Here is an 18,833-nt window from a genome sequence, read left to right as displayed (position 1 = left end):
TGAGCGCACGAAAAGCCGCAATGGAGGCAGGGCGCATGAATCGCAGCGAGTTGGTCAAGGCCGTGGCGGACCGGGCGGGCGGCGACGAGGCGGTCGCACGCCGGCACGTCGACGCCCTGTTCGAGGCGGTCATGGAGGCGGTGTCCGCCGGGGAACGCGTCGTCGTCACCGGTTTCGGGGCGTTCGACCGGTCCGCCCGGCCGGCGCGCAGCGCCCGCAACCCGCGCACCGGCGCGCCCGTCGAGGTGCCCGCCGCGCTCGTCCCGACGTTCCGCTTCGGGCAGACGTTCCGCAACCGCGTCGCCCGGAGCACCGCGCCCGCCGAGGCCGCGCCGCCTGGGGACTCCGCGCCGCCGGTCGAGGCCGCGCCCGCCGAGGCGGCACCCGCCGTCGACGACGCGCCGGACCGGCCGAAGAAGCCCAAGAAGGGCAAGAAGGCGTCCGCCAAGAAGGCCCCGGCGAAGGCTCCGAAGAAGGGCAAGAAGGCCGCGGCGGCGGGCCCCGCGCCGAAGAAGAAGGGCGGGAAGGCCAAGGCGGGGGCCAAGAGCGCGAAGTGAGGGGCGGCCGTCAGACCATGTACTGGTCGTGGCGGCGGTAGAGCTCCGTCCACTCCTCCTCGTCGAGCTCGCGGCCGGTCGCGGCGATCTCGGCGAGCTCCTCGAAGTACCCCTCGCGCGGCGCACCCGGCGTGAACAGCAGGAGCATCGAGGCGGGCTCGCCCGACTCGTTGCGGAAGCCGTGCACGCCGCCTTCGGGGACGAAAAGGAAGTCGCCGGGCGCGGTGTCCCGCCAGCCCGTCCCGTCGTGCAGGCGGACGGTCCCGGACAGGATGTAGAACGACTCGGTCATCGTGCGGTGGAAGTGCGGGCTCGGCCCGGACGGCCGGGGGCCCATCTCCCACCGGTACAGCCCGAACGCCCCGTTGGTGGAGCCGCCCGTGCCGAGGTAGTGCACGCGCGTCCCGGTGGGGACGCCCTGCGCGTCGAGCGGACCCATGCGCAGGTCGGGCGGGGCGTCGTGGGGACGCAGGACCGCGCTGTTCTCGCCGGCGTCGCCGAAGTAGCGGGGTTCGGGGTAGGACATCGTCGCTCCTGTTCGTCGCACGGTGGGTGACGTGCCACGACCCTAGCCGCAGAGGATCATGGTCCGGCCGGGCGACCATTGCGGCCGGCCGGCCGGTAGATGTCGGCGGAACGTCTACTGGGAGGTCGGATGCGGGAGCGACCGGACTACGCGGCGTACGTGACGGAGCGGTCGCCGCGGCTGCTCAGAACGGCCTACCTGCTGTGCCGCGACTGGGCGCTGGCGGAGGACCTGCTGCAGACGGCGCTGGTCAAGGCGTGGCGGGCGTGGCGGCGCGTCGGGGACAACCCCGACCCGTACGTGTACCGGATCCTCGTCAACACGCACGCGTCGTGGGCGAAGCGGCGCTGGCGCGGCGAGCGGCCCACCGAACGGCCGCCGGACGGCCCCGACCCGTCCGACGGCATCGGCGCCGCCGAGGACAAGGCCGTGCTGTGGGCCGCGCTCGGCCGGCTCCCGCGCCGCCAGCGCGCGACGGTGGTGCTGCGCTTCTTCGAGGACCTGTCCGAGCCGCAGGTCGCCGCGATCCTCGGCTGCTCGGTCGGCACCGTGAAGAGCCAGACCAGCAAGGCCCTGGCCAAGCTGCGGATCGATCCCGGCGTGCTGGCCGCCGCACCGCGTGGAGGGGAGTGACATGGCCTACGAACTGAAAGACCTGACGGAGGTCATGGAGGCCCGGAGCGCCGGCGGCGTCCCCTCGCCGGACCTGCTGGACGGCGTCCGCCGCCGTGTCCGGCGCGGCAACCGCCTGCGCGCCGCCGCCGCGGCGACCGGCGTGGTGCTGGCGGCCGGAACGGTTATCGGCGTCGTCCAGCAGCTCGACGGACCCGGCGGGCCGTCGCGCTGGCAGGAGGGATCGGCGGTCACGGGCGCCGTCAACCGGGCCTTTCCCGAGAGCCGTTCGGTCGAGGGCCTGAAGCCGGTGACGGAGAGGCGGTTCTCCTGGTACGGGATGCTCACGCGCATCACGTTCACCCCGACCGGGCCGTACACGAGGTTCACGACCTACTGCTCGAAGGCCGCGACGAGCTTCGAGGTGGTGGACGGGGATCTGGCGCAAGCCGACTGCGCCGGAGCGCAGTACATGCTCACCACCCCAGGTGTTCCCACCACCGTCCAGATCGCCGTCCTTCCGGTGGACGAGGCGCGGCAATTCACCATGACGGACGACCCCACTGGGCTAGGCCGGTTCCTGGCGGGCCGCCGACCCGAGCGGGGGAACTGGAGCGTTCGCGTCTACAGCGGGCCGTGCAAGTCCGCCAACTGCAAGCTGATGCGGAGGACGGCCCCCGAACCCCAGCCGCCCCTGACGGGGTTGACGCGGCTGGGCGAGGCGACGGGCGCCGCCGACGGACGCCGCCGCGCCGTCCCGCTCAACACACCAGCGAAGGCGCTGCGGATAAAGGTGACGTGTGTGGACGGCGCGGCGCACGCGGTGGTCCGGGTCGCCGGCCGTACGAAGGTCGTCGAGTGCGAAGCCGCCGAGTCGAAGGGCGTCGTCTGGGACACGGAGGCCGGGGGAGGGGCGGACACCGTCGAGGTGGCCGTGCTGCCGGCCGAGGTGCCCGAGGTTCGCGGCACCGGCGACGCCGCGCTGGCGAAGGCGATGAAGGGCGTGAAGCCGGCCGGGAAGTGGACGCTGGAGGTCTACGCCCGCTGAGCGCCCGAGCCGCCGGGCGCACCCTGGCCCGGCGGCTCGCCGAGCGCCGGGCGGATCCGCGGAGGCCCAGGTCACGCGGGTTACGCTCGCGAAGTGATCTTGAGTGGTGAGCGGCGCGGGGACCGCCGCCCGGCCGGCTCCGGAGTGCCGCTGACGCGGCGGCGGCTGCTGTCGGCGGCGGGCGCGGCGACCGCCGCGGCGTTCGCCGCCGAGTTCCTGCCGCCGCACGTGCGCCGCGCGCTGGCCGCCGACCGGCCGCGCCGCCGGGGGACCCTGAAGGACGTGAAGCACGTGGTGATCCTCATGCAGGAGAACCGCAGCTTCGACCACTACTTCGGGACGCTCCCCGGGGTCGCCGGGTTCTCCGACCCGAACGCGATCACGCTGAGCACGGGCCGGTCGGTGTTCTACCAGCCCGACGGCGTCAACGAGGCCGGCTACGTCCTGCCGTTCCACCTCGACACGACCAGGAGCAGCGCGCAGGCCATCCCGTCGACCAGCCACGCGTGGAGCGTCCAGCACGCCGCCTGGAACAACGGGCGGATGGACGGCTGGCTGGCCGCGCACCGCGCCGCGGACGGGGACGACGCCCCCTACGTCATGGGCTACTACACGCGCGAGGACATCCCGTTCCACTACGCGCTGGCCGAGCAGTTCACCGTCTGCGACCGCTACCACTGCTCCGTGCTCGGCCCCACCTGGCCGAACCGGCTGTACCTGATGAGCGCCACCATCGACCCGGACGGCGACGACGGCGGCCCCGTCACCGCCAACGCCGCCCCCGAGCCCTACACCTGGGAGACCTATCCCGAGGCGCTGACCGAGGCGGGCGTGACCTGGAGGGTGTACCAGGAGGCCGACAACTACGGCTGCAACATCCTCGAGCCGTTCGCCGCCTACCAGGACGCCCCGACGGGATCCCCGCTCTACGAGAACGGCATGCGGACGTATTCGGCCGGCCGGTTCGAGTACGACGCGGCGCACGACCGGCTGCCGACCGTGTCGTGGATCATCCCGACCAGCTACCAGTCCGAGCACCCGGACTACACGCCGGCCGCGGGCGCCGACTACGTCGCCGCCAAGATCGACGCGATCGCGTCCAACCCGGACGTGTGGGCCAAGACCGTGTTCATCCTCACCTACGACGAGAACGACGGGCTGTTCGACCACGTCCCGCCGCCGACGCCGCCGCCCGGCACCGAGGGCGAGTTCGTCGGCGGCGTGCCGATCGGCGCGGGGTTCCGCGTCCCGTGCGTCATCGTGTCGCCGTGGACGCGCGGCGGCTGGATCGCCAGCGAGCCGTTCGACCACACCTCCCCGCTGCGGTTCCTGGAGCGGGTCACCGGCGTGGAGATCCCGAACCTCGGCGACTGGCGCCGCGCCGTGTTCGGCGACCTGACGTCGGCGTTCGACTTCGGCGGACACCCCGGCGACCAGGCGTTCCCACAGCTGCCCGGCACCAAGCAGCCCCTCGCCGACGCGGTCGACGGCGTCACGTCCCTGCCCGCGCCCGCGCTGCCCGGCGCGGACCAGACCCCGCCCGTCCAGGAGCGCGGCCCGCGCCCCCGGCCGCGGCGCTGAACCGCACCGCACGCACCCGCACCGCACGCATCGACACCGGCAGAACACCGACAGGAGGCCGACATGGCGCGAGGACCGCGGAGATTCGCCCTTACCGCCGCCGGCGCCGCCGCGGGCACCGCGCTGGCCGTGCTGCCCACCGCGGCGGTCGCGCGGACCGGCCCGGACCCGGGCGCCGGGCCGTCCGACGAGCAGGGCGTCCAGACCGGTTCCACCGCCTACGTCGCGCTCGCCGGGAGCGGCCGGGTCGCCCGGGTGGACGTCGCCTCCCACACCGTCACCTCGACCGCGATCCGCGCCGACGCCGCCGAGGGCGTCGCCGTCACCCCCGACGGCCGGAAGGTGTACGTCGCGGCCACCGCCCATTACCAGGTGATCGCGGTTGACGCGGCAACGCTGCGGGCGACGCCGATCGTGGTGGGCGCGCATCCGCAGGACGTCGCCGTCTCGCCGGACGGCGCGCGGGCGTACACGGCCGTCACCGGCGGCGACACCGGCCCGGGCGGGTCCAGCACGGTCGCGGTCATCGACACCCGCACCGACACCGTCGCCCGCCGCATCGACGTGGGCGCGGCGCCGCGCCGGGTCGCGTTCGCGCCGGACGGGAAGGAGGCCTACGTGACGACCGCAGGCGGCCTCACCGTCATCGACACCGCGAAGGGCGAGGTCGCCGGAAAGGTCCCCGGGATCCCGGACGCGCAGGGCGTCGCCGTGAGCCCCGACGGCTCCCGCGTGTACGCGACGCAGCCCGACGCGGACCTGCTGTACGTGGTGGACGCCGCGCGCCGCACGGTGACGCGCGAGGTGAAGGCGGGCGCCGAGCCGTGGGCGGTCACCGCCACGCCGGACGGCCGGAAGGTCTACGTCGCGGACATGAACTCCGACTCGGCCGGCGTCTACGACGCGGCGGGCCGCAGGCACCTCGCCGACGTGCCGGTGGGCCGGCTGCCCGCGTCCATCGCGGTGACGCCGGACGGCTCGGAGGTCTGGGTCGGCAACGACATGACGGGCACCGTCTCGGTCATCGACACCTCCTCCGACGAGGTCGTCACGACGATCCGCGGCGGCTCGCGCGCCGAGACCCTCGGCGCGAGCCCCCTCGACATCGCGTTCGCCCGCACCCCCTGACCGGAGGTCAGGCGCCGATGGCGGCGCGCTTGCGGGCGACGGCCACCGCGTGCCGCAGGCTCTCCAGGTCGTAGGCGCCGTGGTGGCGGCGCCCGTTGACGAAGAACGTGGGGGTGCCGGACACGCCGCTCAGGTCGGCGGAGTCGACGTCCTCGGCGATCCGGGCGTTGCCCGCGGCGCGGCGCAGGTCGTCGCGGAACCGCGGCACGTCCAGCCCGATCTCGCCCGCGTACCGGACGAGGTCCCTGGCCTGGAGCGCGTCCTGGTGCCGGAACAGCAGGTCGTGCATCTCCCAGAACGCGTCCTGCGCGGCGGCGGCCTCGGCGGCCTGCGCGGCGAGGTGCGCCTGCGGGTGGACGTCGGTGAGCGGCAGGTGCCGCCAGACGTACCGGACGTCGCCCTGCCCGGCGAGCAGCTCGCGGATCACCGGCTCGGCCCGGCCGCAGTACGGGCACTCGAAGTCGCCGTACTCGACGACGGTGACCGGCGCGCGCTCCGGGCCCCGGACGTGGTCGCGGTCGTCGTCGACCGGCGCGGCGAGGTCGATCACGCTCTCCGCGGTGCCGAGCAGCGCCACCACCCGCGGCCGCGCCGGCAGCAGCGCCGTCACCCGGACGACCAGCCACGTCAGCACCGACGCCAGCAGCGCCGCCGACAGGATGCCGACCTTGGCCTCGGCGAGCCGGTCGCCGGTGAACGCCAGCGTCGCGATCAGCAGCGCGGCGGTGAAGCCGATCCCGGCGATCGCGCCGCCGCCCCCGACCGCCGCCCAGCCGACCGGGGGCCGCAGCCGGCCCCGGCTCACCACCGTCACCAGCCAGGACAGCCCGAGGATGCCGGCCGGCTTGCCGATCACGTAGCCGGCCACGATGCCCAGCGTCACCGGCGAGGCGAACGCGTGCCGCAGGAACCCGCCGCCGACCGGGATCCCCGCGTTGGCGAGCGCGAACAGCGGGACGATCACGTAGCTGGTCCACGGGTGGTACAGCTGCTGCAGCCGCTCGTTCGGCGAGATCGCCGCGGCGACGCCGGTCCGCGCCGACCGGGCCAGCTCCGGCGTCGGCTGCTCGCGGAACAGCCGGAACACCTCGCTGGCGCGCTCCAGGTCGGTGCGCGCGGCCGGGTAGGCGTAGGTCAGCAGCCCCATGGCGAGGCCGACCACGATCGGCTCGACGCCGGAGGCGTTCAGCGCCAGCCACGCCGCGACGCCGAGCACCGCGTACACCGGCATCCAGGCCACGCCCGCCGCGCGGACGAGCAGTGTCACGCCGAGGAGGCCGGCCGCCGTCAGCAGCGGTCCGGCCGAGACGTCCTCGCTGTACACGGTCGCGATCACCAGCAGCGCGACCAGGTCGTCGACCACGGTGACGGTCAGCAGGTAGGCGTGCAGCCGGCCCGGGAACCGCTTGCCGACCAGCGTCAGCATGCCGAGCGCGAACGCCGTGTCGGTCGACATCGCGGTGCCCCAGCCGTGCAGGGCCGGGCCGCCGGCGTTGATCGCGAGGTAGACCGCCACCGGGACGACCATGCCGCCGATCCCGGCGGCGAGCGGCAGCGCGAGCCGGCGGCGCTCGCGCAGCTCGCCCATGTCGAACTCGCGGCGCGCCTCCAGCCCGACGACGAGGAAGAACAGCGTCATCAGCCCGCTGTTGACCCAGGTCCGCAGGTCCATGGACAGGGCGTGGCGGCCGGCGCGCAGCGACGCCTGCGTGGTCCAGAACCCCTCGTAGGACGCCTCGGACGCGTTCGCCCACACGAGCGCGGCGATGGTCGCGGCCAGCAGCACGACCGCGCCGCCGGTCTCGGTGCGCAGGAACTCGCGCAGCGGCGTCTGCAGGCTACGGGCCCACGCCGTCCGGTCCGACAGCGGCCCGGCGGCCGGCCCCTCGCGGCGTTCGGTCATGGCAGCATCGTCACCCGATCATCCAGGCCCCTGTCGGCGGGCCCGGCCGACGGGCCCCGACCAGGCATACCCCATGATCGCCGAGCCGGAACCGGTGCGCGGCGGGCGGCCCGGTCAGCCGATGTGCGGGCGGTCCAGCCGGGCCCACGCGGCGTCCCACATCTCCTCGCGGTCGCGGTCGCAGCGCCGCCGGACGAGCAGGTACACCGCCAGGGGCGGCAGCGCCGCGGCGCCCGCCGCGCCCGCGCCGGCGAAGACGGCGCCCGCGACGGTGCCGGCGCGGTCCTGCGGCCGCCGGGACATCTCGCCCCGCTCGTCCACCCAGATCCGCAGCGCCGCCCCGAGCCGGGTCGTGCGGCCCGCGGCGATCACCGCCGAGTGCGCGCTGCCGTCGGGCGCGGTCCAGGCCAGCCGGGCGTAGGTGTAGCGCTGCTCGCCGTCGTCCTGCCGCTCGATGCCCGCGACCCGGGCCGTGATCCGGTGGTGCCCGGCCGCCTCCGCGCGCTCCGCCCGGACCCCGGCCGCGTAGGCCATCGACGCCACGGTCGCGCATGCGGGCGGCGCCGCGACCGCGAACACCGCCGCCGCGCCGACCCCGACCGCGCGCTGCCGCCTGTCGACGTCGCGCCGCAGCGCGTTGCGCTCGAACCCGAGCCGGCGGCGCAGCCGCAGCAGGCCCGCCCGGGCGCGGCGCGCACGAAGGCCGATCATGGCTCCCTCCCCGACGGGTCCATCGTCTCAGCCGGTCCCGCCGGGCGTCCCGCCGGGTTCGGGGGTGCGCACCGAGACGCGGGTGACGCCGGGCACCGTCCGGGCGAGCACGTCGGCGACGCGCCGCGCCGCCTCGTCGGCCGGGCCGGTCAGCACCACCACCCCGTCCCGCACCGACACCTCCCAGGCGTGCCCGCCGGGACCGTACTCGGCGATCGCGGCCACCACGTCGTCCCTGATCCGCTCGTCCCCGCGGGCCAGCAGCGCGATCAGGTCGCGGCGGCTGACGATGCCGACGAGCACGGCGCCGTCCAGCACCGGGACGCTCTTGTGCCGGGTCCGCATCATCGACTCGGCGAGCTCGGCGACGTCGGTGGTGGGCCGCGCCGTCTGCACCTCCCGCGTCATGACGTCCTCGACGCGGCGCGGCGGCGGCCCGGCCGGGGTGGCGACGGGCCGGGAGAACGCCCGCGGGTCGGCCTCGAACGCGCCGCGCAGCAGGTCCATCTCGCTGACGATCCCGGCGAGCCGCCCGCCCGCGTCGACGACCGGCAGCGCGGTGATGTCGTGCTCGTGCAGGACGCGGACGGCCTGGCGGACCGTGGCCGTCCGCGGGATCGTCACGACGGGCGAGGTCATCGCCTCTCGGACCAGCATGGCGCCCTCTCCTTCAGCGTCTCGTCCTGTCTACATCTCCAGCACCGGGCGCCGCATGCGCGGCGCGCGGCCTACCGCGCCCCGGACGCGGGCCGCCGGTAGATGGTGATGGAGTGGCCGACCTCGTCGATCGGCTCGCTCGTCCCGACGAGGGCGAGTATGCGGGGATCGGCCTTGGCGATCCAGCTGTCGGACACCGCGAGGATCCCGGTCACCCGGTCCGGCGGGACGGCGAGCGGGTCGGACGCGGTGATCCCGTAGCCGGACGGGACGCCGCTGCCCTTGTAGGCGAGCCAGATCCGCTGCCCGGCGTACCGGTCGCGGAGCCGGTCGGCGAGGCGGCCGAGGTCCTGGCCCCAGTCCGCGTTGGAGTCGTGCAGGCGCAGGTGCGTCTTCGCCGGCCCGCCGAACGCCTCGTTGGAGTAGGGCAGGTAGTAGGGGAACGTCCGGACCGAGCTGACCGCGACGAACAGCGCGAGGGCCGCCGCCGCCACGGGCGTCCACCGCCACCGGAACGCGGCGGCGCAGCCCGCCGCGACCGCGAGGAAGACCGGGACGAAGATCGCATACCGGACGCCCAGGTCGCGGGATCCGGTCATCGCGGCGGCCAGCAGCACCGCCGCCGGCAGGAGCACGTACGGCGCCGCCGGGCGCAGCCGCCGCACCGACAGCATCGCCGCCGCGCCCGCGAGCCACAGCGCGAGCATCCCCAGCGGCGTCTTCACCAGCAGCGCGGCGGGCAGGTAGTACCAGAGCGAGCCCTGGTAGTGGCGGCCGAACAGGAACCCGGTCCACGTCGCGTCCTCGAACCCGAACTGCACGCGCATCCCGTCCCGGTACGGCCGGGGGAGGGGCAGCGCGTCGGCGGCGAGGCCGCGGAGCCCGCCGACGGACGGCAGGTCCGGCGGCGGCGTCCACCGCAGCCGCGGGTCGACGGCCAGGTAGGTCGCCCACACCACCGCGACCGCGATCGCCGCGACCCCGGCCGCCGCGGCGGTGGCGCGCAGCACGGCCTTCACGGCCGTCGCGCCGTCCCGCCGCCGGTACGCCGACCAGACCGGCACGGCCGCGAGGGCCAGCAGCACCGGCACGGCCGCGAGCGTGTTCATCTTGGTGGCGAGCGCCGCCCCCAGCGCGACCCCGGCGAGCGGCAGGTACGGCAGGAGCCGGTCCCGCGCCCGCCACAGCAGCCACGCCGCCGTCAGGACGAACCCGGCCGCCGCCACGTCCAGCGTGGCCAGCGACCCGTGCGCGATGACGTCCGGCGAGAAGGCGTACAGGCCCAGCGCCAGCAGCCCGCAGCCCGTGCCCGCGAGGTCACGGGCGAAGGCGAAGACGACCAGTCCGAACAGCAGCGTCAGCGCGATCATCGGGAGCCGGGCGGCGAGCATCACCCGTCCCGGGTCGTTGCCCGAGGCGTACAGCAGGTGCTGCCCGACCGCCTCCTCCGGACCGCTGTACGCCCGGTCCAGCCGGACGCCCGCCGCCTGCGTCCCGATCCCGATGACCAGCTTGCCGAGCGGCGGATGCTCCGGGTTGTCGCGCAGGTCGTGCTCGCGCAGGTACAGCACGGACGCGCCGACGTAGACCGGCTCGTCGATGGTCGGCGTCTGCTGCACGGCCGTCGTGACCATCGCCGCCGCCATCGCGGCCAGCAGCGCGACCACGGCGGCCGCCACCGCCACCGCCCTCATCCCCCCAACCTCCCACCATCGGGGCCGGAGGTCACCTGTGCGACGCCGACGGAGCCGAGGAGGCGGACGGCGTGGAGCCGAACGCGGTCAGGAAGCGGTCGCGGAACGTGCTCATCGGCCAGACCGGGGAGGTGCGCGCCGGACGCAGCCCGTCCTGCCAGCCCCAGCCGGAGATCCGGTCCAGCACGGCCGGGTCGCGGGCGACGATCGTGACCGGCACGTCCCGGCTCGCGTTCTGCCCGGCGATCGTCGGCGCGGGCTGGTGGTCGCCGAGGAAGACCAGCACGGTGTTCTTCGTCCCGAAGGTCAGCATGTAGGACACCAGGGTGTTCAGCGTGTACTCGATGGACTTGCGGTACTCGCCGCGGATCCGGCCCGACGACGGCCACGGCGCGTTCTCGCCCTTGCCCATCCCGTCGAACACCGACCCGTCGCCGACCGTCCGCCAGTCGACCAGGCTCGGGATCGACGCCCACGGCGCGTGGCTCGACACCAGCGCCAGCTCCGCCATCACCGGCTTGCGCCCGGACGCGGCGAGCTCGTCGCGCTGCAGCGTGTTCAGCGTGTACTGGTCGGGCATGGTCGCGTAGCTGAACCGGGGCCCCTTGTAGCCGAGGTTGCGGTCGTCGTAGACCTTGTCGTAGCCGTAGAACGACGCCTCCGGCCACGCCCGCGTGATCGCCGGCTGGACGGTGAGCGTCCGCCAGCCCGCCTCGCCGAACGCGCGGGTGAGGGTGAACCGGCTGCTGGACGTCAGCGTCCGGTACCGCTGCTGGTTGTCGATCCACAGCCCGGACAGCAGCGTCGAGTGCGCGAGCCAGCTGCCGCCGCCCGCCGTGGAGGAGGTGAGGTAGCCGCTGCGGGCGCCGAACCCGGCCGCCTTCAGCTGCCGGGTGCCCGCGTCCAGCACCGCGTCCACCTGTGACGCGTACTCGGGGTGCTCCACCGCCGAGCGCCCGTAGCTCTCGATGAACGCCAGGACGACGTCCTTGCCGCGCAGCCCGGTGAGCATCTGGCTCGGCGGCGTGTTCCGGAACGCGTCCACGGCGGCCTGCTTGGCGAACACCCCGCGGTCCTTCAGGCTCGTCCGGACCTGCCGGGCGTGGTCGTAGGCGAGCTCGGCGGTACCGCCCGACGCCAGCGGCACGCCGGGCACGGCCTGCGCGCCGAGCGCGGCGGACGCGACCCAGGCCGTCCCGAGCACCGCGACGCCCCGGCCCGTCCACGTCCGGTGCCGGGCGGCGAGCCGCGACAGCCGCAGCACCGCCAGCGCCGTCAGCACCGGCACGGCGATGACCAGCAGCACGATGAGCGCGGCGAGGCCGATCGCGGCCGGCCGGCCCACCGAGGTGTCGATGAACTCGAACCCGGGCCGCAGGAAGCTGGCGTCGAACACCGGGTTGAACGGGCGCACCAGCACCGAGTCGAAGCCCATGTCCAGGCACTTGAAGACGAGCAGCACCCCGAGGACCGCCCCGGCCGAAGCCGCGGTCCAGCGCCGCGCCCGCTCGGGCAGCACCAGCACGAGCGCCGCGACGACCAGCGCCTCCACCGGGATCCGGACGAACTGGCCGGCCGACAGCCGGCCGATCCGGTCCGGCGCGTTCAGGGCGAACAGCACGAGCAGGAACGCCAGCGCCGTCGTCGCCCATCCCGCGGCGCGCCGCACCCGCCCCGTCGGCGGCGCGCCGCCTGCATCCGATGCACCTCCCGCGTCCGGCGCGCCGTCCGCGTCGGGCGCACCTCCCGCGTCCGGCGCGGCGCCGCCCTCCCGCGCGTCCTCGCCGTCGCGCCGCCCGCTCGCCGAACGGAACGCATGAAACACCGGCATGTCGGTTCTCCCCAGCCTGGCCCGTGACCGCCGTGCCTCTCCCGCCCCGGGAACGATCGCGCGGTGGGCACACCGGGTTGTACGGTTCGCGGCCTTCGCCGGTTCAGCCGGAGATGCACCGCCGGCGCGTGAGAAGGCCGCCGCGGGGACGGTGCGCGTCCCCGCGGCGGCCTCTCCCGTTCCGGGGCGCCGTGCGGCGGGCGGTCAGTACTTGATCAGGCCGCGGATGTTCTTGCCGTCCCGCATGTCCTGGTAGCCCTGGTTGACCTCGTCCAGGGTGTAGGTCGTGGTGACCAGCTCGTCCAGCTTGAGCTTGCCCTCCTCGTACAGGCGCAGGAGGCGGGTGACGTCGCGGCGCGGGTTGGCGTTGCCGAAGATGCAGCCGACCAGCTCCTTGCGCTGCATCGCCAGGTCGAACAGGTTGAGCTTGACGTCCTCCTGCATGACCGGCGCGACGGCCGTGACGACGCCGCGGCCGCCCTTGGTGACCATGCCCATCATCGGGCCGATGAGGTCGCCGGTGGCGGTGCCCACCGTCAGGATGACCTTGTCGGCGTTGGCGCCCCAGGTCATCTCGGCCACCATCGCCTGCGCCTCCTCGATGGAGGCGGCGCTGTGCGTGGCGCCGAAGACGCTGGTCGCCTTCTCCCGCTTCCACTCCACCGGGTCGACCGCGATGACGTGCCTGGCGCCGGCCATCGCCGCCCCCTGCACCGCGTTCATGCCGATGCCGCCGATCCCGATCACCACGACGGTGTCGCCGGCCCGCACGCCGGCGGCGTTGACCGCCGAGCCCCAGCCGGTGGTGACGCCGCAGCCGACCAGCGCGGCCTTGTCCAGCGGGATCCAGTCGTCGATCTTGATCACGGACGACTCGTTCACCACCGTGTACGGCTCGAACGTGCCGGTGCAGCACATCGTGCCGAGGTCCTCGCCGTTCTTGGCGTGGTGCCGCGAGGTCATGTCGCTGATCTGCCGGCCCGACAGCAGGAAGGCGCCGAGGTCGCAGATGTGCTGGCGGCCCTGCGCACAGGAGGGGCAGCGGCCGCACGCGGGGATGAACGACAGGACGACGTGGTCGCCCTCCTTCACCGAGGTGACGCCCGGGCCGACCTCCACGACCTCGCCCGCGCCCTCGTGCCCGCCGATGACCGGGAACTGCTTCCAGCCCATCAGGTCGGCGATCTCCTTGTCGATCACCATGTCGCCGGTGACCATGTGCTCGTCGGAGTGGCACAGGCCGGACGCCGCGAGCTTGACCTTGACCTCGCCCGCCTTGGGGTCGTCGAGTTCGATGTCCTCGACGCTCCATTCGGTGTTCTTGTCCCACAGGATCGCCGCTCGAGTCTGCACGGGGCCCCCTCGCTGGTTCAGGCTGAAGATTCGTCAAAAATAGACGTTTCGCGGCCTGCCTGTCGACATCCGAATCGGATTTTGTTTCTCCCCCGCGCCGGGCTCCGATCAGGGAGTCCGGGCGCTTTCTCAGAACCTTCTGAGAACTCCGGCCTACCGTCTGCGGCGTTCGATCGTCGAGTCGGCGGAGGCGGCACGGTGCACGGAATCCGGGACTACCTCGTTATCGGCGCGGGACCGGCGGGCCTGCAGCTCGGGCATCTGCTGCGGCGCGCGGGCCGCGACCACGCCATCCTGGAGGCCGGGCCCGGCCCGGGGACCTTCTACCGCACGTTCCCCCGGCACCGCCGGATGATCTCCATCAACAAGCCGCACACCGGGTGGACCGACCCCGAGCTGAACCTGCGGATGGACTGGAACTCGATGCTCAGCGACGTCCCGGACCTGCTGCTGAGCAAGTACACCGACGCCTACTTCCCGCACGCCGACGACTACGTCCGCTACCTGGCCGACTACGCCTCGACGCTGAAGCTGGACGTGCGCTGCGACACCCGGGCCGTCAACATCGCCAAGGACGGGCACTTCAGGGTCACCGACCAGCGCGGCGAGGTCCACGAGGCCAGGCGGGTGATCGTCGCGACCGGGTTCGGGAAGCAGAACGTCCCGGCGATCCCGGGGATCGAGACCGTCGAGCACTACAGCGACGTCTCGGTCGACCCCGACGACTTCACCGACCAGCGCGTCCTCATCCTCGGCAAGGGCAACTCGGCGTTCGAGACCGCGGACGCGCTGACCGAGCGGGCCGCCGTCATCCACGTTATCGGCCCGAGCGACATCAAGTTCGCGTGGCGGACGCACTTCATCGGCCACCTGCGCGCGGTGAACAACAACTTCCTGGACACCTACCAGCTGAAGACGCAGAACATGGTCCTGGACGGCCGCGTCGAGCGCATCGACCGCGCCGGCGGCGCCTACCGCGCCCGCATCGCCTACGCGCGGCGGGACAAGGTCGTCACGCTGGAGTACGACCGGGTGATCAACTGCACCGGCTTCCGGATGGACGCGTCCGTCTTCGACGAGACGTGCCGCCCCAACCTGGTCATCGACGACCGGTTCCCCGCGCTCACCACCCGGTGGGAGTCGGTGAACGTCCCGGACCTGTTCTTCGCCGGGACGATCACGCAGTCGCGCGACTTCAAGAAGTTCACCAGCGCCTTCCTGCACGGGTTCCGGTACGGCGTCCGCGCGCTGCACCGCATGCTGGAGCAGCGGTACGAGGGGGTGGACTGGCCCGAACGCGCGGTCCCCGCCGAGCCCGGCGCCATCGCCGACGCCGTGCTGGAGCGGATCAACCGGACCTCGGCCCTGTGGCAGCAGTACGGCTTCCTCTGCGACGTGATCGCGGTGGGCGGCGGGGGCGCCCGCTACCTGGAGGAGATCCCGCTCGACCACGTCCCCGAGCACATGGCGGGCGAGGACGAGCGGGACTGGTTCACCGTCAGCCTGGAGTACGGCGCCGGGCACGCCGACATCGACCCGTTCGACATCGAGGCGGGGCGCGCCTGGGAGGCCGACCCGGCCAAGGAGGACCGCTACCTGCACCCGGTGGTCCGGTACTACCGGGACGGGGAGCTCGCCGGGCGGCTGCTGCTGCCGGAGGACATCTGCAACGACTGGTCCGGCGAGGAGGAGTTCCGCGAACCGCTGCGCGCGTTCGCCGCGTCCGCTCTCGCCCCGGTGGCGTCCTGACATGGGCGCCCCGGTCAACGTCCGCGAGTTCGAGGACCTCGCGCGCGAGCGTCTCGACCCGGTCCACTACGACTACTTCGCGTCCGGCGCGCAGGACGAGGTGACCGTCCGCGCCAACGAGGCGGCGTTCGCCCGCCTCGCCCTGGTCCCGCGGGTGCTGCGCGGCGCGGGGCCGCCGCGGCTGGGCGTCGCGCTGCTGGGCGGCGAGGCGTCGATGCCGGTGCTGCTCGCGCCCACCGCCTTCCACCGGCTCGCGCACCCGGACGGCGAGCGGGCGACGGCGCGGGCCGCCGCGAAGGCCGGCGTCATCATGATCGCGGCGATGCTGTCGACCGTCGCGATCGAGGAGGTCGCGGCGGAGGCGCGCAAGGCGGCGCCCGACCCGGTGCTGTGGTTCCAGCTGTACCCGCAGCCCGACACCGCGTTCATGGAGGCGGTCGTGCGGCGGGCGGAGTCGGCGGGGTGCCGCGCGCTCGTCGTGACCGCCGACTCGCCCGCGCTCGGCCGCAACGAGCGCGGCGACCGCAACGGCTTCCACGACCTGCCGCCCGGGGTGCGCTGCGAGAACCTCCGCGAGCCCGGCGACCCGGCGCGGACCGGGCACGTCCGGCAGGTGGTGCTGACGCCCGAGCTGAGCTGGGACGACCTCGACCGGCTGCGCGGCATCACGGACCTGCCGATCATCGTCAAGGGCGTGCTGCACCCGGACGACGCGCGGCTCGCGGTCGAGCGGGGCGCCGACGCGGTCATCGTGTCCAACCACGGCGGCCGGCAGCTGGACACGGCGCCCGCGTCGATCACCCGCCTGCCGCTGGTCGCGGACGCGGTCGCGGGACGGGTGCCGGTGCTGCTCGACGGGGGCGTGCGGCGCGGCACCGACGTGGTCAAGGCGCTCGCGCTCGGCGCGGACGCCGTCGCGATCGGGCGCCCGGCGCTGTGGGGCCTCGCCGCCGCCGGCGAGGACGGGGTGGCGGACGTCCTCGGGCTGCTGCGGCGGGAGCTGGATAACGCCCTCACCCTGTGCGGCTGCGCGACGCCGGGGGAGGCGGGGCGCGGGCTCGTCCAGGAGGGGCCGTGCTGATCGCGGCCGTCACGGTGGCGGTCGCGGCGGTGCTCGCGAGCCTGCCGTCCTGGCTGCCGCGGGCGGTGGTCGCGCTGCGCGTGGCGATCTTCGCGCGGGTCAACGGGGAGGAGGGCGTCCCGATCCCCGGCGACCTGGTCGGCGCCGACCGGTTCCGCGAGGTCTACTCCCATCCGGCGGCGGACGGCCGCAGCGCGGGGGCGCCGCTGTCCGACCTGTTCTGGTACTGGCTGGCGCCGGGGCCGCACGTCCACCAGGAGCACCTGGAGCCGGGGGACCGCTACGAGGAGGTCGCCCGCGCGACCCGCCGGATCCTGGCGCGGCCGAAGGGCGAGGCGGCGGCGCTCGCGGAACGCTGCGCCTCGCGCGTGCTGAACGAGCACGGACCGGGGCTCGCCCGCCTGCGCGACCTGATGATGCCGGTCTGGGCGGAGTTCTCCTACGAGCTGGTGTTCGGCGAACCGTGCCCCCGGCACGCCCGCGACCTGATCGTCGCGAACGCCGACGACGTCATCACCGCGCTGAAGTGCTGCGGGCTGCGGCACATGGACCGGCGGGACCGGCTCACCGGCTACCTGCTGGACCGGCTCGGCGACGTCCGCCACCCCCTGCCCGAATCGCTGACCAAGCAGGAGCAGGCCTTCTACCTGCAGGGGACGTTCTTCAACACGGCCGTGGTGCAGATGTCGGAGGCGATGGCGCACCTGCTGATGGCGATCGCGCAGCACCCGGACGTGCAGCGCCGCCTCGCCGGCGACCCCGCCGACGACGCCTACCTCGACCGCGTCATCGAGGAGAGCATGCGCCGCTACCCGCTGTTCGGCATCGCGCACCGCATCACCTCGGCGGACATCGCCGTCGATGAGCGGACCACGCTGCCCGCCGGGTCCGTGCTGTGCTTCAACTACCCCGAGTTCCACGCCACCGGCTTCGACGACCCCGACCGGTTCGACCCCGGCCGCTGGGAGCGCATCGCGGTGCGGGACGCCAACCACATCCCGTTCGGCGTCACCGCGAACCGGCCGTGCCCGGCGCGGGGCGTCGCGCCCGTCGCGATGCGGGCCGTGACGCGGGAGACGCTGCGCCGCTTCGCCCTCGCGTCGTCCGCCGCGCACACCCGCTCCCTCCCGAACCGGGGGCCGTGCCTGCTCGCGCCGCGCGGCGCCCCGGCCCGCCGCGCCGGTGGACGGCTCGTCCTGCTGCGGCTGCGCGACGGGTGGGAGGACGTGTGGCGCAGCCTCGTCCAGCTGGTCTGCGGCACGTACATGGTGCTGGACGCGCGGCGGCAGCGGCTCGCCGCCGCCTACTTCGAGAACCCGCGAACCGCCGGAGAGGAAGGCTGACCGCGTTGGACGACGAACTGCTCGCCGAGGCGCGCCTGCGCCGCCCGGACGGCGCCCCGCACGACCGCTTCCTGTCCTCCTACCGCGCCCGGATGGGCCACCGCGGGCAGGCGCTCGTCCCGCCGGCGGTGTTCGGCGTCGAGGCAGCGGTCGACATCCACTGCCACGCCCACGAGGGGCAGCAGGACGCCCTCGCCATCGCCAAGCTCGCGTCGGCGAGCGGGATGAAGGGGCTGCTGTTCAAGAGCGTCGTCGGCATGAACCGGCCGGACGCGCCCGGCCCGGCGGCCGTCGTCCGCGAGGTCGAGGCCGACCTCGGGAAGTGGTGCGGGGAGCACGGCATCGAGCCGGTGCGGCTGTGGTCGGGATGGATCGCCACCGACACCCGCGGCATGCCGCTGCCCGAGGCCGCGCGCCGCGCGGTCGAGGACGGCGCCTCCGCGATCTGGATGCCGGTGTTCCGCAGCGCCAACACGCTGCACAAGGTCGGCGGGCTGCCCGTCTGGTGGGGCGAGGACTCCCGCGAGTGGAGCGACCCGCTGCCCTGGCCGGACGCCCTGCGCGCCGGCGCGTACACGCTCGACGAGCACGGCGCGCTGAAACGCGAGTACAAGGAGGTCTTCCGCATCGCCGCCGACCACGACGTGATGGTCTCGTTCGCGCACGCCACGCACGAGGAGATCTACGCGATGGCGGACGCGGTCCGCGACCTCGGCATCACCAAGGCCGTCATCGACCACCCGTTCAGCCCGTTCATCGACCTGTCCCTGGACCAGATGCGCGAGCTGACGTCCGCCGGGATCACCATGAACTTCACCTACGACGAGATCTCCCCGCTGCTCGGCGTCGACCCGGCCCGGATGTGCGCGGCGATCCAGGCGCTCGGCACCCGGTACGTGACGCTGTCCAGCGACGCGGGCGAACCGCTGTTCCCCAACACCGTCGAGGCGCTCCGCCTGCTCCGCGCGCACATGCGCGCGTTCGGGCTGAGCGACGAGCAGGTGCACGAGACCAGCTCGGTCAACCCGTCCCGGCTGCTGAAGGCGGACGCGTGAACGA

Annotated in this window: 16 protein-coding genes; 9 read left to right on the top strand and 7 right to left on the bottom strand. The window is 74.1% G+C overall.

Annotation, left to right across the window (positions count from 1 at the left end):
• The first annotated feature begins 35 nt into the window (after positions 1-35).
• Positions 36-557, top strand: a complete 522-nt coding sequence (locus tag F8568_RS15550) for an HU family DNA-binding protein (protein ID WP_160573628.1) — start codon at positions 36-38, stop codon at positions 555-557.
• 10 nt (positions 558-567) lie between these two features.
• On the opposite strand, the gene F8568_RS15545 is transcribed toward F8568_RS15550, so the two are convergent.
• Positions 568-1,083, bottom strand: a complete 516-nt coding sequence (locus F8568_RS15545) for a cupin domain-containing protein (RefSeq protein WP_151594241.1) — start codon at positions 1,081-1,083, stop codon at positions 568-570.
• A 129-nt stretch (positions 1,084-1,212) separates the two neighbouring features.
• Between F8568_RS15545 and F8568_RS15540 the strand changes: the two genes are divergently transcribed.
• From F8568_RS15540 to F8568_RS15525, 4 genes are all read left to right on the top strand, one after another.
• The gene (locus F8568_RS15540) at positions 1,213-1,716 is read left to right on the top strand and encodes a SigE family RNA polymerase sigma factor (protein ID WP_151594240.1); all 504 of its coding nucleotides are present in this window, start codon (positions 1,213-1,215) and stop codon (positions 1,714-1,716) included.
• A gap of 1 nt (position 1,717) precedes the next feature.
• A complete protein-coding gene (locus tag F8568_RS15535) occupies positions 1,718-2,743 on the top strand; it encodes a hypothetical protein (RefSeq protein ID WP_151594239.1) in 1,026 nt (341 codons plus the stop codon).
• Positions 2,744-2,836: 93 nt separating this feature from the next.
• A complete protein-coding gene (locus F8568_RS15530; protein WP_328600895.1) occupies positions 2,837-4,324 on the top strand; it encodes an alkaline phosphatase family protein in 1,488 nt (495 codons plus the stop codon).
• 63 nt (positions 4,325-4,387) lie between these two features.
• The gene (locus F8568_RS15525; RefSeq protein WP_151594238.1) at positions 4,388-5,452 is read left to right on the top strand and encodes a YncE family protein; all 1,065 of its coding nucleotides are present in this window, start codon (positions 4,388-4,390) and stop codon (positions 5,450-5,452) included.
• Positions 5,453-5,459: 7 nt separating this feature from the next.
• On the opposite strand, the gene nhaA is transcribed toward F8568_RS15525, so the two are convergent.
• The 6 genes from nhaA to F8568_RS15495 all read right to left on the bottom strand — a co-directional run bounded on the left by nhaA (position 5,460) and on the right by F8568_RS15495 (position 13,601).
• Positions 5,460-7,355, bottom strand: coding sequence for a Na+/H+ antiporter NhaA (nhaA, locus tag F8568_RS15520; RefSeq protein WP_151594237.1), 1,896 nt, complete (start codon positions 7,353-7,355; stop codon positions 5,460-5,462).
• Positions 7,356-7,469: 114 nt separating this feature from the next.
• Positions 7,470-8,066, bottom strand: coding sequence for an Rv1733c family protein (locus F8568_RS15515; protein ID WP_151594236.1), 597 nt, complete (start codon positions 8,064-8,066; stop codon positions 7,470-7,472).
• 27 nt (positions 8,067-8,093) lie between these two features.
• The gene (locus F8568_RS15510) at positions 8,094-8,723 is read right to left on the bottom strand and encodes a CBS domain-containing protein (RefSeq protein WP_202124977.1); all 630 of its coding nucleotides are present in this window, start codon (positions 8,721-8,723) and stop codon (positions 8,094-8,096) included.
• 71 nt (positions 8,724-8,794) lie between these two features.
• Complete coding sequence (locus tag F8568_RS15505; protein WP_151594235.1) at positions 8,795-10,417, bottom strand: ArnT family glycosyltransferase; 1,623 nt, start codon at positions 10,415-10,417, stop codon at positions 8,795-8,797.
• Between the two features lie 31 nt (positions 10,418-10,448).
• A complete protein-coding gene (locus tag F8568_RS15500; protein WP_202124976.1) occupies positions 10,449-12,248 on the bottom strand; it encodes an alkaline phosphatase family protein in 1,800 nt (599 codons plus the stop codon).
• Positions 12,249-12,452: 204 nt separating this feature from the next.
• Positions 12,453-13,601, bottom strand: coding sequence for an NDMA-dependent alcohol dehydrogenase (locus F8568_RS15495; RefSeq protein WP_151594234.1), 1,149 nt, complete (start codon positions 13,599-13,601; stop codon positions 12,453-12,455).
• A 198-nt stretch (positions 13,602-13,799) separates the two neighbouring features.
• On the opposite strand from F8568_RS15495, the gene F8568_RS15490 reads away from it, so the two are divergent.
• From F8568_RS15490 to F8568_RS15475, 4 genes are read left to right on the top strand one after another with little or no spacing between them, the layout of a single operon-like run.
• Positions 13,800-15,350, top strand: coding sequence for an NAD(P)-binding domain-containing protein (locus tag F8568_RS15490; protein ID WP_328600894.1), 1,551 nt, complete (start codon positions 13,800-13,802; stop codon positions 15,348-15,350).
• A gap of 1 nt (position 15,351) precedes the next feature.
• Positions 15,352-16,431, top strand: coding sequence for an alpha-hydroxy acid oxidase (locus tag F8568_RS15485; protein WP_151594233.1), 1,080 nt, complete (start codon positions 15,352-15,354; stop codon positions 16,429-16,431).
• A complete protein-coding gene (locus F8568_RS15480) occupies positions 16,425-17,774 on the top strand; it encodes a cytochrome P450 (protein WP_202124974.1) in 1,350 nt (449 codons plus the stop codon). The genes F8568_RS15485 and F8568_RS15480 overlap by 7 nt, the downstream gene beginning before the upstream one ends.
• A 5-nt stretch (positions 17,775-17,779) precedes the next feature.
• Positions 17,780-18,829: a DUF6282 family protein gene (locus F8568_RS15475; RefSeq protein ID WP_151594232.1), complete on the top strand. Its 1,050-nt coding sequence runs from the start codon at positions 17,780-17,782 to the stop codon at positions 18,827-18,829.
• The last annotated feature ends 4 nt before the right edge of the window (positions 18,830-18,833 follow it).

This window comes from Actinomadura physcomitrii (assembly GCF_008923205.2).
GTDB classification, from domain to species: domain Bacteria; phylum Actinomycetota; class Actinomycetes; order Streptosporangiales; family Streptosporangiaceae; genus Spirillospora; species Spirillospora physcomitrii.
This window is presented reverse-complemented; position numbering and strand designations above follow the sequence as displayed.